17 protein-coding genes and 1 pseudogene are annotated in these 18,438 nt (G+C 57.5%); 17 read left to right on the top strand and 1 reads right to left on the bottom strand.

All coding sequences use genetic code 11. The annotated features are described in order from the left end of the window. Nucleotides 1-847: 847 nt before the first annotated feature. The 10 genes and pseudogenes from AAE484_RS02660 (at nucleotide 848) to AAE484_RS02620 (ending at nucleotide 5,683) form a co-directional block, all read left to right on the top strand. Nucleotides 848-1,126, top strand: coding sequence for a type II toxin-antitoxin system RelE/ParE family toxin (locus AAE484_RS02660; RefSeq protein ID WP_341936782.1), 279 nt, complete (start codon nucleotides 848-850; stop codon nucleotides 1,124-1,126). Between the two features lie 9 nt (nucleotides 1,127-1,135). Next, nucleotides 1,136-1,423 carry a HigA family addiction module antitoxin gene (locus AAE484_RS02655; RefSeq protein ID WP_341936781.1) on the top strand — a complete coding sequence of 96 codons (288 nt, stop codon included), beginning with the start codon at nucleotides 1,136-1,138 and terminating at the stop codon, nucleotides 1,421-1,423. A gap of 164 nt (nucleotides 1,424-1,587) precedes the next feature. Next, nucleotides 1,588-1,869, top strand: coding sequence for a type II toxin-antitoxin system Phd/YefM family antitoxin (locus AAE484_RS02650; protein WP_341936780.1), 282 nt, complete (start codon nucleotides 1,588-1,590; stop codon nucleotides 1,867-1,869). Then, complete coding sequence (locus tag AAE484_RS02645; RefSeq protein WP_341936779.1) at nucleotides 1,866-2,168, top strand: type II toxin-antitoxin system RelE/ParE family toxin; 303 nt, start codon at nucleotides 1,866-1,868, stop codon at nucleotides 2,166-2,168. The genes AAE484_RS02650 and AAE484_RS02645 overlap by 4 nt, the downstream gene beginning before the upstream one ends. Nucleotides 2,169-2,277: 109 nt before the next feature. After that, entirely contained in the window at nucleotides 2,278-2,556 is a 279-nt protein-coding gene (locus AAE484_RS02640; RefSeq protein ID WP_341936778.1) for a type II toxin-antitoxin system RelE/ParE family toxin, read from the top strand. Further along, nucleotides 2,556-2,849 (top strand): HigA family addiction module antitoxin, encoded by a 294-nt coding sequence (locus AAE484_RS02635; protein ID WP_339617325.1) that lies wholly within the window; start codon nucleotides 2,556-2,558, stop codon nucleotides 2,847-2,849. Before AAE484_RS02640 ends, AAE484_RS02635 begins: the two co-directional genes overlap by 1 nt. Nucleotides 2,850-3,074: 225 nt before the next feature. After that, nucleotides 3,075-3,254: pseudogene (locus AAE484_RS17435) on the top strand (type II toxin-antitoxin system RelE/ParE family toxin); the annotation flags it as partial. A 15-nt stretch (nucleotides 3,255-3,269) separates the two neighbouring features. Beyond that, nucleotides 3,270-3,503 carry a HigA family addiction module antitoxin gene (locus AAE484_RS02630; RefSeq protein ID WP_341936777.1) on the top strand — a complete coding sequence of 78 codons (234 nt, stop codon included), beginning with the start codon at nucleotides 3,270-3,272 and terminating at the stop codon, nucleotides 3,501-3,503. Nucleotides 3,504-3,609: 106 nt separating this feature from the next. Continuing rightward, nucleotides 3,610-4,317 (top strand): hypothetical protein, encoded by a 708-nt coding sequence (locus tag AAE484_RS02625; protein ID WP_341936776.1) that lies wholly within the window; start codon nucleotides 3,610-3,612, stop codon nucleotides 4,315-4,317. Between the two features lie 463 nt (nucleotides 4,318-4,780). Then, nucleotides 4,781-5,683, top strand: a complete 903-nt coding sequence (locus AAE484_RS02620; RefSeq protein ID WP_341936775.1) for a DMT family transporter — start codon at nucleotides 4,781-4,783, stop codon at nucleotides 5,681-5,683. Nucleotides 5,684-5,775: 92 nt separating this feature from the next. Here AAE484_RS02620 and AAE484_RS02615 read toward each other — a convergent pair whose 3' ends face one another. After that, nucleotides 5,776-7,935, bottom strand: coding sequence for a TonB-dependent siderophore receptor (locus AAE484_RS02615; protein WP_341936774.1), 2,160 nt, complete (start codon nucleotides 7,933-7,935; stop codon nucleotides 5,776-5,778). Nucleotides 7,936-8,135: 200 nt separating this feature from the next. On the opposite strand from AAE484_RS02615, the gene AAE484_RS02610 reads away from it, so the two are divergent. The 7 genes from AAE484_RS02610 to AAE484_RS02580 all read left to right on the top strand — a co-directional run bounded on the left by AAE484_RS02610 (nucleotide 8,136) and on the right by AAE484_RS02580 (nucleotide 18,438). Then, on the top strand, nucleotides 8,136-8,726 hold the full coding sequence (locus AAE484_RS02610) for a gluconate 2-dehydrogenase subunit 3 family protein (RefSeq protein WP_341936773.1): 591 nt from the start codon (nucleotides 8,136-8,138) through the stop codon (nucleotides 8,724-8,726). A 2-nt stretch (nucleotides 8,727-8,728) separates the two neighbouring features. After that, nucleotides 8,729-10,429: a GMC family oxidoreductase gene (locus tag AAE484_RS02605; protein WP_341936772.1), complete on the top strand. Its 1,701-nt coding sequence runs from the start codon at nucleotides 8,729-8,731 to the stop codon at nucleotides 10,427-10,429. A gap of 183 nt (nucleotides 10,430-10,612) precedes the next feature. Further along, the gene (locus tag AAE484_RS02600) at nucleotides 10,613-12,442 is read left to right on the top strand and encodes a fasciclin domain-containing protein (RefSeq protein ID WP_341936771.1); all 1,830 of its coding nucleotides are present in this window, start codon (nucleotides 10,613-10,615) and stop codon (nucleotides 12,440-12,442) included. Between the two features lie 184 nt (nucleotides 12,443-12,626). Next, the gene (locus AAE484_RS02595; RefSeq protein ID WP_341936770.1) at nucleotides 12,627-13,265 is read left to right on the top strand and encodes an RpiB/LacA/LacB family sugar-phosphate isomerase; all 639 of its coding nucleotides are present in this window, start codon (nucleotides 12,627-12,629) and stop codon (nucleotides 13,263-13,265) included. A 201-nt stretch (nucleotides 13,266-13,466) separates the two neighbouring features. After that, nucleotides 13,467-16,061 (top strand): EAL domain-containing protein, encoded by a 2,595-nt coding sequence (locus AAE484_RS02590; protein WP_341936769.1) that lies wholly within the window; start codon nucleotides 13,467-13,469, stop codon nucleotides 16,059-16,061. A gap of 35 nt (nucleotides 16,062-16,096) precedes the next feature. After that, the gene (locus AAE484_RS02585) at nucleotides 16,097-17,224 is read left to right on the top strand and encodes a sulfotransferase (protein ID WP_341936768.1); all 1,128 of its coding nucleotides are present in this window, start codon (nucleotides 16,097-16,099) and stop codon (nucleotides 17,222-17,224) included. Next, nucleotides 17,221-18,438: a glycosyltransferase gene (locus AAE484_RS02580; protein WP_341936767.1), complete on the top strand. Its 1,218-nt coding sequence runs from the start codon at nucleotides 17,221-17,223 to the stop codon at nucleotides 18,436-18,438. Before AAE484_RS02585 ends, AAE484_RS02580 begins: the two co-directional genes overlap by 4 nt.

Genomic DNA, 18,438 nt, shown 5'->3' with positions numbered 1-18,438 from the left:
ACCTCGCACGTTTTATGGCAGGCGTTAAGGCATATGAAAGTTCTAGCGCTTCTTCTAAGTATTTTCATCGGTGGCTGTAGTACGCTCAACATTTTTCGCGGTCCAGATGACTTTTGTCGTCAAATGTCTTCCGATTACCCGAGTTCGCTTGAGGATGCGGTCGCTCGGGAGTCTCGTAAAGAGCCACCCAATGGCGCTCTGACTCAACCGTACTCTAGAGCGCAGTGGGACAAATATTGGAACAGTCGGATTTATCATATGTGGGATATAGGCCCTGAGAGCTGTAGTGGCACGTATGAGGGCCCAGCCGGGCCGGCTCTGATTCAGAATGCTCTAGATACGCGTAGAGAAAGAGGGCTTCCCGAAGTAAATTTAGAGCCAAGAAATGAAGATAAAAAATTACAGCCTTAACAAGCGGCAGCAGTTCGCGGCTTTCAGCCGCCGGACTCGCTACGCTCGCCGCTGTGCCGGGCGTTATTTGTATGAATAGATATACCTCATTGCTACTACACTACTTGTTCGTCTACCCGCTGTATCAGGTGGTGGCTATGGCGGTAGCAACTGTCCTCCTCAGCTTTCTACTGAACTGGAGTTTTGAGCAAGCAAAGAACGTCTTTATAGTTTTGGGCATTACAATGTGGTTAGCGTCATTCATCATGCATTGGCGAATAGGCGCTTATGCTTTAAATGGGCTGTTAAAACGGAATGAATGAGCAGGGGCAATCAACACATAACCAGGCGCACCAATTCGCCACCGCAAGCGGTGGCCGGACGCTCGCAAGCTCGCGCCGTTGTGCGCGGCGTTATGTGCATTGACACCTGATACGTTACAGGGTACATTCAGGGGATGATACGAAGCTTTAAACACAAGGGCTTGGCCAAGTTCTTCAAGTCCGGCAGCACTGCAGGGATCCAGGCCGCTCATGCAAAGAGGCTTCGGCTCATTCTCGGTAGGCTTAATGCGGCTTCCGGCGCCAAAGATATGGACTTGCCGGGCCTTAGGCTCCACGAGCTTTCCGGCAATCGGTCGGGAATCTGGTCGGTGACGGTAAGCGGTAACTGGCGCGTGACATTCCGCTTTGAAGATGGAGACGCCGAGATAGTGAATTACGAAGATTATCACTGAGGTACTCCTATGTTGATGCACAATCCGCCCCATCCTGGTGAAGTCATACGAGAGCTTTGCCTAGAGCCTCTTGGGCTGTCTGTTACAGCAGCTGCGGAAGCGCTCGGGGTCAGCCGAAAAACGTTGAGCGCCGTTCTGAACGGAAAAGCCGGTGTTAGCCCGGAAATGGCAATTAGGCTTTCTATCGCTTTTAATACCTCATCGGAGAGCTGGCTAACCCAGCAGTCTCAATATGAGCTTTGGCATGCTGAGCAACACCGTAAAGACCTTAGGGTCAAGAAGCTTGTCGCCGCGTAGTAGAGCACATAACCAAGCCATCAAATCCGCTCCCTTCGGTCGCCGGACCTCGTTTCACTCGGCCGTTTATGGCGGGCGTTATGTTTCTTAGCGCGGCCTTCTTGCCAACCCCGCGCAGTAGGCGTACACTTAAAAGTACAACTAGGTGTACATAGGTGGTTCCCATGCTAAGAGTTCGTGTCGATGAAGATATCCGCCCCCTGTCTGAGTTTCGGGCGGGTGTTGCCACATTTGTAAAGCAGATCCATGAAACCCGCCGCCCTATGGTGCTAACGCAGAGGGGGCGTGGAGTTGCCGTACTGGTAGACGTCCAGGAATACGAGAGAATGCAGGAGCGCCTTGAGCTGCTTGAGGAGGTTTACAAAGCCGAAGAGCAGATAGCTAGTGGGGAGGGCATCGCCCATGAGGAGGCAAAATCACGGGTTCTGGGCAGACTGGAAAGATGAGGATTGTTTGGTCTCCGCTTGCCTTGGAGCGCGTTGAGGATATCGCCCAGTACATAGCTGAAGATAAACCCGGTGCTGCGGTTGAATGGGTTGATGGCATATTTGACACTGTGGAGCGGCTGGCGGACTTCCCTGAAAGTGGACGCGTCGTTCCTGAAGTGGGGGGACGTCGTATCAGGGAGGTGATATTTGGGGCGTATCGGATTATTTACAGTGTCAGAGATCAGGTCGATATTCTAACTGTACGGCGTAGCAGTCAATTATTGCGAATGTCTGAAATTGGCTATGAAGAAACATAACCAAGCCATCAAATTCGCTCCCTGCGGTCGCCGGACACTTGTTTCTCGTGCCGTTTATGGCGGACGTTATTCGGCTTGACACTGTTGCGCAACACGCTACAATATTCTCATGATCAAGTCATTCAAACACAAGGGACTGAAGCGCTTCTACGAGACAGGTAGAGCTCGGGGGATCCAGGCCAAGCATGAAAAGCGGTTGCGTATGCAGCTCGCAGCACTGGATACCGCCAATGAAATCAATGACTTAGATATTCCTGGGTATAAGCTTCACCCTCTCAAGGGTGATAGAAAGGGTATCTGGGCAATTACCGTTAATGGGAACTGGAGGCTTACGTTTGAATTCTCCGATGGTAATGTCTACGTGCTCGATTATGAGGACTACCACTGATGAAGATGTACAACCCCCCACACCCCGGCGAGTTCATTCTAGCGACCTATATGGAGCCTTTTGGCCTCAGCTGCCGTTATCTGGCAGGGCGGTTAGATGTATCGCCTTCCACCCTAAACCGTCTGCTCAAGCAGCAGAGCGGTATTAGTCCGGAAATGGCGCTGCGTCTTTCCAAGGCTCTGGGCCGGACGCCGGAAAGCTGGCTTGCGATGCAAGACATGTATGACCTCTGGGTAGCAGGGAAGAGCGTTAAGCTCGACAAGGTACAAAAAATTGAGCTTGATGCCGCATAACCAAGCCATTAAGTACGCGCACTTCGTGCACCGGACCTCGTTTCACTCGGCCGCTTATGGCGGGCTTACGCAGGCATTAACTCAGCGCTTTCACACATGTCACGTACGCGATACGTTTAGGCCATGATCAAAACTTTCGCCGATTAGCGCACCCAAGAGCTCTATTCCAAAGGGAGAGCCTAGAAGTTCCCTCCAGACGTGGCATAAAGATCCGCTCGGAAGCTCGACTATGTGCATTTGGCGGAGAGCTCGGATGATCTGAGGGGGCCCCCTGGCAATAGGCTCCATGCGCTTTCGGGCGACAGGCAGGGGCAGCATGCCATTTCGATCAATACGCAGTGGCGCATCTGCTTCCGTTTTGAGGATGGTGACGCGTACGACGTTGAAGTCTGCGATTACCATTGAGGTGAGGCAGCAACTATGGCTATTTCTAATACTACCGGTATTCAGCGTCAACCGACTCATCCTGGCGAGATACTACGGGAAGACTTTATCCGGGATTACGGTCTGAGTGTTGCGAGGCTTGCTGAATTGCTTGGAGTCTCTCGCCAGTCAGTGAATGAACTACTGCGCGAACGCCGCTCGGTCAGCCCAGAGAGCAGTCGATTTATGGGAGGCTTCTCAGTCAGCAAAAGATGCTGTTGCCAGAATTAAACCACTAGATGCAGCGTAACCAAGCCAACAAAATTCGCTCCCTTCGGTCGACGGCGCTCGTTTCACTCGATCGCTCATGGTGGGCGTTACGCGCTCTGGAGGTTTGATGATACAGCGTATCTATAATGATATGTGGAGTCGTTTTCGCTGTGCTATTGAGTCAAATGAATGTGAGATTGATTCTCATATTCTGGATATGCCTGGTGATAACCGCCGAGGTATTACAGCTTTGGCCTATCTGAACCAGGATGGATCAAGGGTTTTGAACGAAATAATGAATTTTCAAAATGAAGTGAAATCACTTGACCCTCACCAGTATTATTATCCATCAAGCGATATACACATGACGATTCTTTCTGTTATATCCTGCACCCCTGGTTTTTTACTTTCAGACATAAATGTTGATTCTTATACGCGTATTTTTGAGTCTGTTTTTTCAGGATCTGGGCCAATAGAGGTTCAATACCGAGGCGTTACTGCGTCTCCAGGCTGCGTTGTAATTCAGGGGTTTCCTGTCGGTGACGGCTTGGAGGTTCTGCGTAAAAATCTGAGGAAAGAGGTTCTGAAATCAGGTTTAAGATCAAACCTTGATACACGCTATAGGATTGAGGCAGCACACAGCTCACTAATCCGGTTTTGTAAACCATTGAATAATGGCGCTCAACTTTTCAATCTATGCAATCGATATCGAAATCATCTATTTGGTAGCATAACCTTTAATAGCTGTGAGCTGGTTTTTAATAATTGGTATCAAAGCTCAGCGGTGACAGAAACCCTGGCGCGTTGTTCTTTGTTATCTAAAGGTCGCGTATAACAATGCCAAGCAACTGGTGCTTCTACGTCATCGAGGCTGATGGCGGATGTCCCTGAAAATGGGCGCGTCGTTCCTGAAGTGGGGGGATGTCGCCTCAGGGAGGGGATATTTGGAAGGTGCCGGGTTATTTACAGTGTCAGAGAACAAGTCGATATTCTAAATCATGACCGAAACAATGCTTCCCGTAAAAACGTATAAATCGCGTAAATGCCATCGCTGTACAATGCGCTACAAGGAAAAGTTAGGCTACTGCCCTCACTGTAAAGACGTTCCCGATAGTGAACCATTACAAAGACATATTCGAAAACACCGGGAACGGTTACACGCCAACAAGAACCTGGGAGCCATTTTTTTGATAACGGCACTGGTGTTCGCTGTTATTTTGGCGATCACCTTTGTTTAAGCGGATCAGGTGGTTTAAGCTTTCAGCCTTTGTTTAATCTGGTATAAGCGAGATTTGATAGTGAATGCGAGTACTGTTTTTATTGCGCTGGCAGCTCTTTTCTGGGGCCTGTCCGGGGGCATTGGTGGCCTCCTGATGGCCGATGGCTGGGACCCCTTTGTGGTGTCGTTCTATCGGGGCTCAATCGGCCTGCTGTGCGTGCTCGTCTGGTTGATGTTGCGCCCGCGCGGCAGTGGGCTGTCCAACCCTCGCCTGTGGTTCTGGTCGGCGGTGGCCGGGCTCGGGGTGGCCGGTAACTTCTCCTTCTACTTTCTGAGTATTGCCAATGGCAGCGTGGCCGTTGCCGCGACCTTGATGTACTGCGCCCCCGTGTTTGTGTATCTGGTGTCCTTCGCGCTCAAGCTCGAACGCCCCACGGCCGTGAAGTGGGCGGCGATTGTAATGGTGATGCTCGGCATCATGCTGCTTACCCAGATTTACGACATCGGGGCCAGTGGGGTTACTGCCCTTGGTGTGGGCGCCGGGCTGCTGGCCGGGCTGTCTTATGCGATCTTTATTTTCGGGTTCAAGTACGCGGCGCCGCACGGCAGCCCCCAGTCGATTCTGTGCATTGCTTTTTCGGTGCTCGCCCTCATTCTGGTGTGGCCGGGCGATAAGGGCCAGACGATCGAGGCTTTGACGACGCCGGATTGGCCGCTGTTCGTGGCATTGGGTGTGTTCGGTGCGGGTCTGTCGTTTGTGTTTTATATCATCGGCCTGAATCATACCGCGCCGGCTGTCGCCTCTATTGTGGCGATGGTCGAGCCGGTCACGGCCTCGCTGTTTGGTGTGGCGGTTCTGAATGAAAGCCTGGTGGTTGCGCAGGTTGCCGGGATGGCGTTGATATTGATCACGGTCACCGCATTGAGCGTTTACTCGAATGCTGGTCAGCCGCCACCGGATTTGTTGGACGAGGAAGGCTAGGGGCCCCAGGCTCCACTGCTTAACTCAGGTTGTGGACAGCGCTGCACCGATGAGAGATGCCAACCCCCATCCGTGCAAGCCCATAGGATGCCCTAGAACCGGTAGTTCAACGAGGCGGTGACATTGCGCGGCGCACCATACTCGAGCTGGCTGAAGAATCCGATCTGGCTGTAGTAGGTCTCATCCAGCAGGTTCTTCACGTTCAGCTGAGCAGAGAGCTGATCGGTCAATTCGTACCGGACCATCAGGCTCGCCAGTGCATAGGCCTCTTGCTCCAGTCGTTCCACTTCCCCGGTCGCCAGGTTTTGGGCGTCGGTGTAGTTGCGCCCTTCCCAGTTCACACCACCGGCGACGGTCAGGCCACTGAGCTGATCGTCAAAGTAGTAAGTGGTGAACAGTTTGAACAGCTCGTTCGGGTTCTGGGTGTTCACCGGATTCCCGTCGGCGTCTTCCACATCAAATTGGGTATAGCTGAGGCTCACATCCCAGTTCGGGTTGAGCTCACCCACGACTTCCAACTCGAAACCTTCGCTGGTGGGGCCTTCGGCGGCAAACGAGGCCTGGCTGCCTTCAATGCCGGTGATCGGGGTTCCGATCATGGCCTGGCCCAGGTTGTCCTGCAGGATGCTGAACAGGGCGAGGTTGGTCTGCAGTGCGCCGTCGAAAAACAGGCTCTTCAGGCCCACTTCCTTGCTTTCGCCACGAATCGGGTCCAACAGGTTGCCATCCGGGTCCTGCAGGTTCTGCGGTTGAAAGATGTCGGTGTAACTGGCGTACAGGGTGTGCCGGTTGTTGAACTCATAGAGAGCGCCGACATAGGGGATAAAGACGTTGTCATCGCCGTAATCGCGGGGCGTGCCGTAGAACTGTCCGTTCTGCTCCCAGTCGGCCAGACGGCCACCGAGAATGACCTTGAAGGGGTCGGTAATGGACAGGCGGGTGGCCGCGTACACGCCGAACTGCTCGGTGGTCTGGTCGATCTCGACGTTGCTCTCGAGCCAGGTCGGTTGCGGGTAGCTACCGTCCCATTCGTTGAAGTTGCCCACCGGGGCAACGGTATCCTGGTCCCGCGCGTGAGAGGTCGCTTTGCTGTCGTCTTTGTGATCCACCACCCCGAACGTCAGGTCGTGCTCACGGCCAAACAATCCGTAGTTGCCGCTCAACTGAAAGCTGACGCTGGTCTGGTCGCGCTCGGTGGCGGCGTTGCGCGGAAAGGCGCCCATGCCCTGGCCGGTCTCCTGGTCCGGAGCGCCGAACAGGTACAACAGCATCTGGTCGGAGGCGTTGATGTTGTTGTTCACGCTGAACTTGGCGGTCCAGTTGTCAAAGTCGTGAATCAGGTCGAGATAGTAGTGCTCGACGGTGGAGGACCAGGAGGTCCAGTCCGCGCCGATGGTTTTGCTTTGATCCCAGTCGGTGCGGCTGCCGTCGGCGTGCCATACGGGCAGGCCGCCCCAGGTGGAACCCTCCGGTTCGTTGTCCTGGCGGCTGGCGCCCACGCGCAGTAGGGTGTTGTCGGTCAGGTCGGCGTCCAGCGTGCCGTAAAAAACGGTGGTGCTTTCCTCGGCCAGATCGCGGAAAGATTCGCCGTCCTGAACATGCCCCACAAACCGGCCGCGAACCGAGCCGCTGTCGTTTAGCGGGGTGCTCACATCGGCGGTGGCACCGTAGGTGTTCCAGCTTCCGCCGGACAGGTCCAGCGAGCCGGTGAGCTCTCGGCTGTCGGCGTGCTTGCGCACCAGGTTGATGGAGGCGGACGGGTTGCCGGCGCCGGTCAGCAGACCGGTCGCGCCACGCACGATTTCCACCCGCTCGTACAGGCTCATATCCGACTGGGTTTCGCCGGCGTTACCGCCCGGCTCCCAGTAAATGGGGATACCGTCGAGCTGGTAGTTGTTGATCGCAAAGCCGCGGGCGGAATAGGTGTGGCGGGTGCTGTCCTGGGCGCGGGCAGAGACACCGGCGGCGTTGTTGACCACATCGGTCAGGGAGTCCAGGTCCTGGTCAGTGATGCGCTGCGCGGTCATGACCGTGACCGATTGGGGCGTCTCGTACAGGGTCAGCCCCAGGCCAGTGGCGGTGTCCAGCTGCTCATTGGTGGTGTAGCGGCTGGTGATCAGAATCTCGCTGATGCCGCTGGCCTCCTGAGTGTCGGCGCTCTGGGCATAGCTCAGGGAACTTGCAGTGGCGGTGGCAGTGGCGCAGGCGATCGCGAGCCCCCGGCGGGCGAAGCGGGCGGGTTGTTGCTGCATGGTAAATCCCCTGATGACATCTAAAACACCAATCATAATGATAATGGTTAACATTTACAATAAGAGTTGCATGAGTCCGGAGGATAGATGAGGAAAAATGCGTCCATTTGGTCGGTTTACAGGCGCAGGGGCGTGTGGCATTGTTCTTATTGTCAGAACGACAACTATATAACAGGCATTGCCATTTATAGGCCTTTCTTATGAACAGACGTGACATCCTGCGCTATACCGCGCTAATCACCGGAAGCGCGGTATCGGCCTCACTGGCCGGCGCCGTACTCTCCGGCTGCTCCGATTCCTCCCCGGACAAACAGCCCGACCCGTCCAGCAACGCCGCTGACGGTCGAGTGCTGCATTATTTCTCTCCGGAACAATTTGCCCTGCTGACTCTGGTGGCCGATACCCTCCTGCCCCGAACCGAGAGCCCTTCGGCTTCGGATGTCGAGGTGCCCGCGACGGCGGACAGCATGCTCGGGAAGGTGTTTGACGAGGACGCACGGCTGGCCTTCAAGGCCGGCTGGTCGGCATTGGAGACTTACCTGGGCGAAGGTAACTTCTCCCGGGGGGAGGCCGGGGAGCGGGAGGCATTGCTCGTGGCGCTGGAAAGCTCCGACGCGCCGGAGCTGACCGCTGCCCGGGCCGGGTACCTGGAGGTGAAACAGCACATCATCGCCTATTACCTGACCTCGGAAACCATCGGCGAAAACTACCTGAATTACCTGCCGATTCCCGGGCGCTATGAGCCCTGTATTCCGGTAGACGATGTTGATAACAAAGCCTGGGCGGTATAACCATGATCGAAACCACACAAACTGACTACGACGCGATTGTCATCGGCTCCGGCATCAGTGGGGGCTATGCCGCCATGGAGCTGTGCAAAAAAGGCTACAAAACGCTGGTGCTGGAGCGCGGGCGCATGGTGGAGCACGGGGATTATCCCACCGCCCATCTGGACACCTGGGATCTGCCGCACCGCGACAAGGTGACCCAGGAGGAGATTGAAGAGCACTACCCCAAGCAGAACCGCCTGCCCTGGTGGGTGACCCAAGCCAACAAGCATTGGATCAACAAAGACGACGAATACCCCTATCAGGAAGATCAACGCTTCGATTGGATCCGCGGGCACCATGTGGGCGGCCGCTCCATCATGTGGGGGCGCCACTGCTACCGTTGGAGCGATATCGACTTTGAGGCCAACAAAAAGGAAGGCATCGCCATTGACTGGCCCATCCGCTACGCCGACATCGAGCCCTGGTACGACTACGTGGAGCCTTTTGTGGGGATCAGTGGCCAGGAAGAGGGGCTGAAACAGGTGCCCGATGGCAAGTTTCTCAAGCCCTTTCCGCTCAACTGCGCCGAGCAACATCTGCGTGAGGCGGTGGGTGAAAAGTATCCGGACCGGGTGGTGACCCCCGGGCGGGTGGCCAACCTGTCCGAATACGATCCCGAGGTGCACAAAGGCAAGCGCGGGCAGTGCCAGTCGCGCAATCGCTGCTGGCGGGGTTGCCCGTTCGGGGCCTACTTCAGCAGCCAGTCGGCGACCCTGCCGGTGGCCCAGGACACCGGCAATCTGACCCTGCGCCCCAACAGCATCGTGCAGGAAATCGTGTACGACCCGGAAACCCAAAAAGCCACCGGTGTGCGCATCAAGGATGCCGAAACCGGTGAGCAACTGGAAATATCAGCGCGCATCATTTTCTGTAACGCCAGTACCGTGGGGACCACGGCCATTCTGCTCAACAGCCGTTCGGAAACCTTTCCCGATGGTCTGGGCAACTCCAGCGGTGAGCTCGGCCACAACATGATGGACCATCATTACGGGATGGGTGCGGCGGGCATTCTGCCGGGGATGAAAGACACCTATTATTTCGGACATAAGCCAGTGGGTTTTTATATCCCCCGCTTCACCAATCTCGACGACGCTACCCGTCGGGAAAATTATGTGCGTGGCTTCAGCTATCAGGGCGACGCCCGGCGTATTGCCAATGCGCCCGATGGGGTCGTGGGTAAGGACCTCAAGGAAGTGATTTTCCAACCCGGCGCCTACAGTGTGAAGATGACATGCTTTGGCGAAATGTTGCCTTACCATGACAACCGTATGTATCTGGACTTCAGCAAAACCGATCAGCACGGTATGCCCCTGATCACTTTCGATGCCAGCCTCCGTGACAATGAAATGAAGCTGCGTGAAGATGGTTTACGCTCGGCGGTGGAGATGCTGGAAGCGGCCGGCTGCACCAATATCACCTACTACAACAGTGCCACAGCGCCCGGTGCCTGTATTCACGAGATGGGTACGGCGCGCATGGGGCGGGATCCGGCCACGAGTGTGCTCAACAAATGGAACCAGATGCACGATGTTCCGAATGTGTTTGTCACCGATGGCTCCTGCATGACCAGCTCGGGCACGCAGAACCCCAGCATTACCTACATGGCACTGACGGCCAGAGCGGTGGACTACGCCCACAAGCAGATAGAGGCGGGTGAGCTGTGACGGTTTAACGTTGACTGGATGTCGTATTTTTCATCATTAACGAAAGCCAGCACTCGCTGGCTTTCTTTTTTTGTGTCGCACTTATTACCCCGATAGCTTTTTTTTGTGATCCCTGGTAATCGGCTTGGCGTATTGCTCGAAGTAGTTCGCATATCAAGACCCTAACAATCAGGAGCTATCACCATGAACGTGTTAACTAGAAGTTTGGGAATACTGAGTCTCTCTCTAGGGCTGGCCGCATGCGGCAGTGACGATGACGACGGTCCGGCGCCCACCCCGAATCCCACACCAGAACCTGAAGTGAATACGGTAGTGGATGTCGCGCTCGACAACGGCAATTTCGAAACCCTGGTCACGGCGCTGCAAGCGACCGGCCTGGACGAAACGCTGGACGACCCCGAGGGCAGCTTCACCGTCTTTGCCCCCACCGACGATGCCTTTGCGCTGCTGGGTGAAGACACCATCAACAATCTTCTGGCCGATACCGACACCCTGTCTGATATTCTTCTCTACCACGTCATCTCCGGGTCAGAAGTCGATGCCGAAACGGCCATCGGTCTGTCGGGTAACACCCAGGAAATGGCCAATGGTGATAGCGTCGGTCTGTCGCTCTCCGGCGACAACCTGCTGATCAACCTGTCCATGGTTACCATGACCGACGTGGAAGCGGACAACGGTGTGATCCACGTGATCGATGCCGTTCTGATGCCACCCGCCGAGAAAGGTGAGCCGATGGATAACATCGTCCAGACGGCCATCAACGCCGGTAACTTCAACACGCTAGTGGAAGCGCTCCAGGCCGCCGGCCTTGACGGGACTCTGGCTAACGAAGAAGAAACCTTCACGGTATTTGCCCCCACCGATGAAGCCTTTGACAAAATTTCCGATGAGGCGCTCGCCGCTCTGATTGGAGACAATGAGGCGCTGACGGCGGTACTGTCCAATCACGTGGTGGCTGGTGCGGAAGTCGATTCGGTAACGGCCTTCTCGATGAATGGCGGTGAGGCAGAAACAGTGGGCGGCGCGATGATTCCGCTGGAAATTGCCGATGGTATGTTCATGGTCGGCGGCGCCCTGGTGGAAACCTTTGATGTCTACGCCAGCAACGGTGTGATCCATGTGATCGATACCGTGATTGTCGGTGACGTCGAGCTGCCCGAACCGCCCCAGTCCATTGTCGATGTGGCCACCGAAGCGGGCAACTTCGAGACGCTGATTGCCGCCCTTGAAGCGACCGGTCTGGACGAAACCCTGGGTAATCTCGAAAACGACTTTACCGTGTTCGCTCCTACTGACGATGCGTTCTCCGAGTTCAGTCAGGCCGAGATCGATGCGTTGCTGGCCGACACCGAAACCCTGAGCAATATTCTTCTGTACCACGTGCTCGGCGGTAACATGGTCGTGGACTCTGGCACGGCGACCGGTCTGGCCGGCGATACGGTGGAAATGGCCAATGGCGACATGGCGGCACTGTCTTTGTCGGGTGAAAATCTGTTGGTGAATCTGTCACAAGTGGTTGCCGCCGACGTCGATGCTGACAACGGCCTCATTCATGCGATCGATAAAGTGATGATGCCGCCGGCCGCCGAAGGCAATCCCACCGACAATATTGTCGAGACCGCCGTAGCCGCCGGTAACTTTACGACACTGGTCGATCTTCTGGTCGAATCCGGCCTGGATGCCACCCTGGCCGATGAGAGCAGCACCTTCACCGTGTTTGCACCCACCGATGCGGCCTTTGAAAATGTGCCGCAGGAGACAATGGATGCACTTGCCGCCGATCCGGCGCTGCTGGAAGAGGTACTGCTGACTCATGTGGTGGCGGGCCAGATCAGCTCGATTGATGCCTACGCCGCCAACGGCACGTCCATCGAGACTGTATCGGGAGCGATGGCGTCCATCGAGATTGCGAATGGCGAGCTGCAGGTGGCCGGTTCCACGGTCATCACGGCTGATGTGTACACCACCAACGGTGTGATTCATGCCATTGATGAAGTGATCATTCCGGAGTAATCGACCGGCAATCTGATACAGCGAGCGCGCAGGCGCTCGACCCGAATACCCGGAGTGAGTGGCCCGAGCGGTCACTCACTCCGGGTTTCGTCGTTCTGGGGTCGATTGAACCCGAAGAGGATAAAACCTATAATGGAGAAAACAACGATATAACTTTTTAATCTATCACGGGAGTTTGTGAGTTATGAAAATTGCGTTAATGAATGAGTTCAGCCAGGCGGGCAAAAACCCGATCATCCTGGAGCAACTCAACGATGTGGCCGGCGAGCTGGGCCACGAAGTATTCAATGTGGGCATGGACGGCGACAATGATCACCGTCTGACCTACATCCACCTGGGCATCATGTCGGGCCTGTTGCTCAACTCCAACGCTGTGGACTTTGTGGTCAGTGGCTGCGGTACCGGCCAGGGCACACTGATGTCGCTGAACGCCCATCCGGGCGTGGTGTGTGGCTACTGCATCGAGCCGTCCGATGCCTATCTGTTTGCTCAGATCAACAACGGCAACGCGCTGGCACTGCCCTTCGCCAAGGGCTTTGGGTGGGGCGCCGAACTCAACTGCCGCTATATCTTTGAAAAGGCCTTTACCGGCGTTACCGGACAGGGCTACCCGCCCGAGCGCAAAGCCTCCCAGGTGGAAAACGCCGGCATTCTCAATGACGTGAAAGCCGCCCTGGCCAAAGACTACCTGGACGGGCTGAAGGCGCTGGACCCCGAGCTGGTGAAAACCGCCGTCGGCGGCGAGCGCTTCCAGAAGTGCTTCTTTGAGCACGGCAAGAACAAAGAGCTCGAGCAGTTTGTGCGCGGCGTCATCGACGCGTAAAAAGCCGACATACCGGCGACAAAAACCCCCGTACCCCGTACGGGGGTTTTTTTTGCTCCCCAAAAAGGGGACGGAGGGATTTAATTTTAACCAGATTGATCAAAATTAAATCCCTCCGTCCCCTTTTTGGGGCGTGACTTTTAGGGCAAAGGTGTGTCATTTTTGGAGGAGTGCCTTCGGTAACTACAAGGAATCGCAGTTTTGAACAATGGTTTTCGCACCCTCCCAACGTTTCGTCCCGCCGCTCTGGCCTGCCTGTTGCTGTTGCCTTCAGCGCTGGGCTGGTCGCAGGGTGAGGCGGTGGAGCTGCGTGTGGGGGTTTACCACAACCCGCCGAAGATCTTTCTGGATGACGAGCAGCGCCTGAGCGGGATACTGGGTGATCTGCTGCACGCCCTGGCGGAGCGCGAGGCCTGGGAGCTTGAGCCGGTGAGCTGCGTCTGGCCCGAGTGCCTGGCGTTACTGGAGGCGGGCGAGATCGACCTGATGCCCGATGTCGCGCGCAATCAGAGCCGTGCCGAGCGCTTTGACTTTCACGAGACGCCCGCGCTGCTGAGCTGGTCCCAGCTCTATCAGGCCGAAGGGGCCGAGGTGGCCACCAGCCTGCTCGATCTTGAGAACCAACGGTTGGCGGTATTGAATGGTTCGGTTCAGCAGGAGTATCTGTTGAACCTGTTCAGCCGCATGCCGCTTGAAGTCCAGTGGGTGACTGTCGACAGCCTGGACAGTGCCTTCCGGGCCGTGCGCGAGGGCCGCGCGGATGCGGTGGCCACCAATCAGTACTACGGAAATGAGCAGGCGGGCGAGTTCGGCCTGACACCGGCACCGGTCATGTTTCAACCCAGTCGGCTCTACTTTGCCGCCGCGCCCGGGCAGTTGGGGACTGTGCAAGAGACCATTGACGACTATCTCGATCGTTGGCGCGCCGATCCGGACTCCCCCTATTTTGAGATACTGCGTCGCTGGGAGCCCACCGTCGATGAGAGTTCGGCGCCGTCCTGGATCTGGTGGACAGGCGTCATCTTGGTGAGTGCGCTGGTGGTGGCGATGGTGTTTGGCCTGTTTCTGCGTCGGCAGGTATCGATCCGTACGCGACAATTGCGTGCCAGCGAGGCCCGTCTCAACACCATTCTCAACAGCGTCGAAGCCCATATCTACATCAAGGACCGGTCACTGCGCTATCAGTACGGCAACCGGCAACTGTGCGAGCTTCTGGGGACCACGCCCGAGTCGATTGTCGGTAAAACCGATGAAGACTTTTTTGATTCCGAAACCTGCAAGATGCTCAAAAAGCATGATCAATGGGTGCTGGAAAAGGGCGAGCGCTTTGCCAACGAAGAGGTCGCGCGCCTGCAGGGTACAGACGAGCCGCACACCTTTCTTTCGGTGAAAATTCCTTTGCCGGTCACTGACAGTGGCGCCCAGGCCCTGTGCGGTATTTCCACCGATATTACCGAACACCGGAACATTCAGGAGCAGCTGCATCAGCTGGCCTATTTCGACCCGCTGACCCGCCTGCCCAATCGCCGCCTGCTGCTCGATCGTCTCCACCATGCCCAGATCAGCAGTGCGCACACCGGCTTTGAGGGAGCGCTGGTGGTGATTGATCTGGACAGTTTCAAAACGGTTAACGATACCCTGGGGCACGATTACGGTGACCAGCTGTTGCGCGAGAGCGCCGAGCGCCTGCAACGCCATGTTCGCTCCACTGACACCGTAGGTCGGTTGGGTGCAGACGAATTTGTGATCATCGTGGAAGATCTGTGTCGCGAGCGGAGCAAAGCCCTGATGCGCGTGCGGGAGTTGGCCACCGATTGGCTCGAAGCTCTGGCCCGGCCGTTTGATTTTGACGGCGTGCCCTACGTGATTTCCTCCAGTGCGGGGGTGGTGATGTTCTCCGACACTGAGGCCAACACCGATGCGGTGATGAAGGGCGCTGACCTGGCGTTGTTTGCCGCCAAGTCGGCCGGGCGTAACCGGGTGCAGTTTTTCAACCCGGCCATGCAGGTCGAAGTGAATCGGCGCACCCGGATCGAGTCGGCGCTGCGCCGGGCGATCGAATCCGAGCAGCTGGCGTTACACGTCCAGCCCCAGGTGGACAGTCACGGGCGGGTCCTGGGCATGGAGGCGCTGTTGCGCTGGCAGGACCCCGAACTGGGGTTCGTGTCGCCGGGTGAATTCATTCCCATTGCCGAAGCCTGCGGGCTGATCATTCCCCTGGGCGAATGGGTGGTGGAGCGCGCCTGCGACATGCTGGCCCAATGGTCCGCACAGCCCGCTCTGGCCTCGCTGATCCTGGCGGTCAACATCAGCCCGGCCCAGTTTCGGCACCCCAACTTTGTGCCTCACATCGAAGCCTGCCTGCAACGCTCGGGTATCAACCCCGCCCTGCTGGAGCTGGAGGTGACCGAGAGCCTGTTGATCGATGAGATGGAGCAGACTATCGAGCGTATGGTGCACCTCCGCCAAAGGGGCGTGCGGTTCGCGCTGGATGATTTCGGTACCGGCTACGCCTCCTTGGCCTACCTGAAACGCTTGCCCCTGCACCTGCTGAAAATCGATCAGTCCTTTGTCAATGACGTGCTGACCGACCCCAATGACGAAGCCATTGTGCGCACGATCATCGCGCTGGGCGAGAGTCTCGAGCTGAGCGTGATCGCTGAGGGTGTAGAAACCGAGGAGCAGGCGAAGCGTCTGCAGGGGCTGGGCTGCACGTTATTTCAGGGCTATTTTTACGGCCGGCCTGCGCCTGTCAATCAATGGATCGAGGACCCGCGCCTGCTCGAATCGCTGTAACCACAGTGTCACACTCATAGTGTTGCATAGGCGCTATGCAACTAATCATCGCCTGGATCAGACTCGGATGGCACCTCGGCCGCGCACTGCCGGCGGCGGGGTTGTATCGATTACCGCAACGCTTGTTGCTGTTCGCTGTGCTATGGGCGGGAATGGGTCTGTTGACGCTGTTGCACCTGCTCGGCTTTGCCGCCGATGAAATTCTTTTTCGTCGCTACCGCTCCGTGGTGGTGCGCCAGCCGGTGTTTATTGTGGGAGTCCCTCGCAGTGGCACGACCTTTCTGCAGCGTCTGCTGGCCGAAGACACCCGCTTTACCAGCCTGACACTCTGGGAGTGCCTGCTGGCCCCGTCCATTTCCGAACGTTACCTTTGGTCGTTTCTGGGTCGCCTGTGCGCGCCGCTTCGTCGCGGTCTGTCGCGCTGGCGCTGGCGCGCCCTGGAGCGTCGGCATCCCCTGGGCTGGACCGAGCCGGAAGAGGATTTTCTGCTGCTGTTCTACCGCGGCGCCTGTTTCCTGCCCGCGCTGATCTGCCCCCGCTCCGACGCTTATTGGCGCCTGGCGTTTTTTGATCAGGCGGTCGGAGAGACCGAGCGCAAAAGCCTGATGGGATTTTACCACCGCTGCCTGCAGCGCCATCTGTACTTCCACGGTACGGACAAACGTCTGTTGAGCAAAAACCCCTCCTTTACCCCGATGGTGGACTCGCTGCGCGGTGAATTTCCCGACGCCCGGTTTATCGCCTGTGCCCGCAACCCGGTCGAGGCCCTGCCATCCCAACTCAGTTCGCTGGCCCCCGCCTTGGCGCTGGTGGGCCAGACGCCCGGCGAGGCGCTGGTGCGTGAACGCCTGACCACCATTCTGCATCACTACTATTGCCGGCTGAATGGCTGGCGGGATGCCCCCGACGTCTGGCTGTTGCCGCTCGAGGATCTGCCCCGAGTCCTCAAAGGAGGCCTGCGCGAGCTCTATGCCTTTGTCGGGCAGCCCTTGCCATTGGACGTGGAGCGTCGGGTGCGCACTCTGGGGGATCAGCGCAACCGTGAGCCCAGTACCCATCGCTACCGGGCGGTGCAATTCGGTTTGTACGAGGCGCACCTGCGCCATCATTTTGCCGATGTCTGGCCCATTCCGGCCTCGGCGTCAGCGGAGAAGGCGGCATGAATCAACTGACACAATTGAACCGCCCGGGTGAACCGGAAACGGTCGAGTTCGATCCAGCGGTGTCGAGCGCCCACCTGAGGGTGGCGGTCATCTCCGATGCGGCCCCCGGACGCAACGGGGTGGGCGCTTACTATCAGGATCTGCTCGAGCAGCTCGCCCCGCATTTCGAGCAGGTGGTGCTGCTCTCGCCGCGATTGGAGAACGGCCGCTGGAAGACGGGGCTGGCCTTCCCGCTGCCGGGCGATCGTACCCAGAAATTGTGCATTCCCAACCCGCGGTCATTGGGTCGGGCCCTGCGAGCCCTCAACCCCCAGGTGGTGATCGTTGCCACCCCGGGCCCCTACGGCCTGTTGGGCGCGCGCCTGGCCAGCGGTCTGAAGCTTCCGGTGCTGGCGGGGTTTCACACCTCCTTTGAGCAGCTGACGCAATTGTACTGGCAGGGCTCCTGGCGCGGCCGTTTGGTGCACTCGCTCTTTGCCCGCTCACACCGCTACCTGTTTCGCCGCTCGCGCTGTGTGCTGGGCAATTCCCGGGCGATGCTGGCACTGGCCGAGCGCATGGGCGCCGCGGCCACCTGTCTGATCGGGACGCCGGTGTCGGCCGATTTTGCCCTGGCCGAGCGCACGCCCTACAGCGGTGAGCTTAAACGGGTCCTCTTTGCCGGTCGTCTGGCGGCGGAGAAAAATCTGGATGCGGTACTGGACGCGGCTCGGGCGCACCCGGGCCTGCAGTTCAGCCTGGCGGGCGATGGTCCACTGCGCCAGAGCCTGGAGCGGGCCGCCGTCGAATTGCCCAATGTGCGGCTTCTGGGCTGGCTGAGCCGGGAACAGCTCAGAGACGAAGTCGATGGGCACGACCTGCTGCTGTTGCCTTCCCATTTTGAATCCTTCGGGACCATTGCCCTGGAGGTCATGGCCCGCCGGCGGTTGGTTCTGGTCTCCTCGGGCTGTGGCATTACCCAGTGGCCCCAGTTGCGTGCGGGACTTTGTGTCATGGAAGAGGGAGAAACGGCCGCCCAGGCGCTGACCCGCCTGGGCGAACAGACACCCGTGGAGCGACTGGCATGCGCCGAGTCGGCTGAAGCGGCGGCGCTGGCGCTGAACACCGACTGTCTCAACCACTGGCGGGCGCTGCTGGTTCACACGGCGGAAGCGCGCGCCACACTCCCCGAGGTGAAACCCCGCCTCGCGACCCCGGCGAGCGTGTCAAGCTAA

This window comes from Marinimicrobium sp. C2-29 (assembly GCF_038419845.1).
In the GTDB taxonomy this organism is placed as follows: Bacteria; Pseudomonadota; Gammaproteobacteria; order Pseudomonadales; family Cellvibrionaceae; genus Marinimicrobium.
Note: the sequence above shows the minus strand (reverse complement) of the source record. Positions and strands in the feature narration are given on the sequence as shown.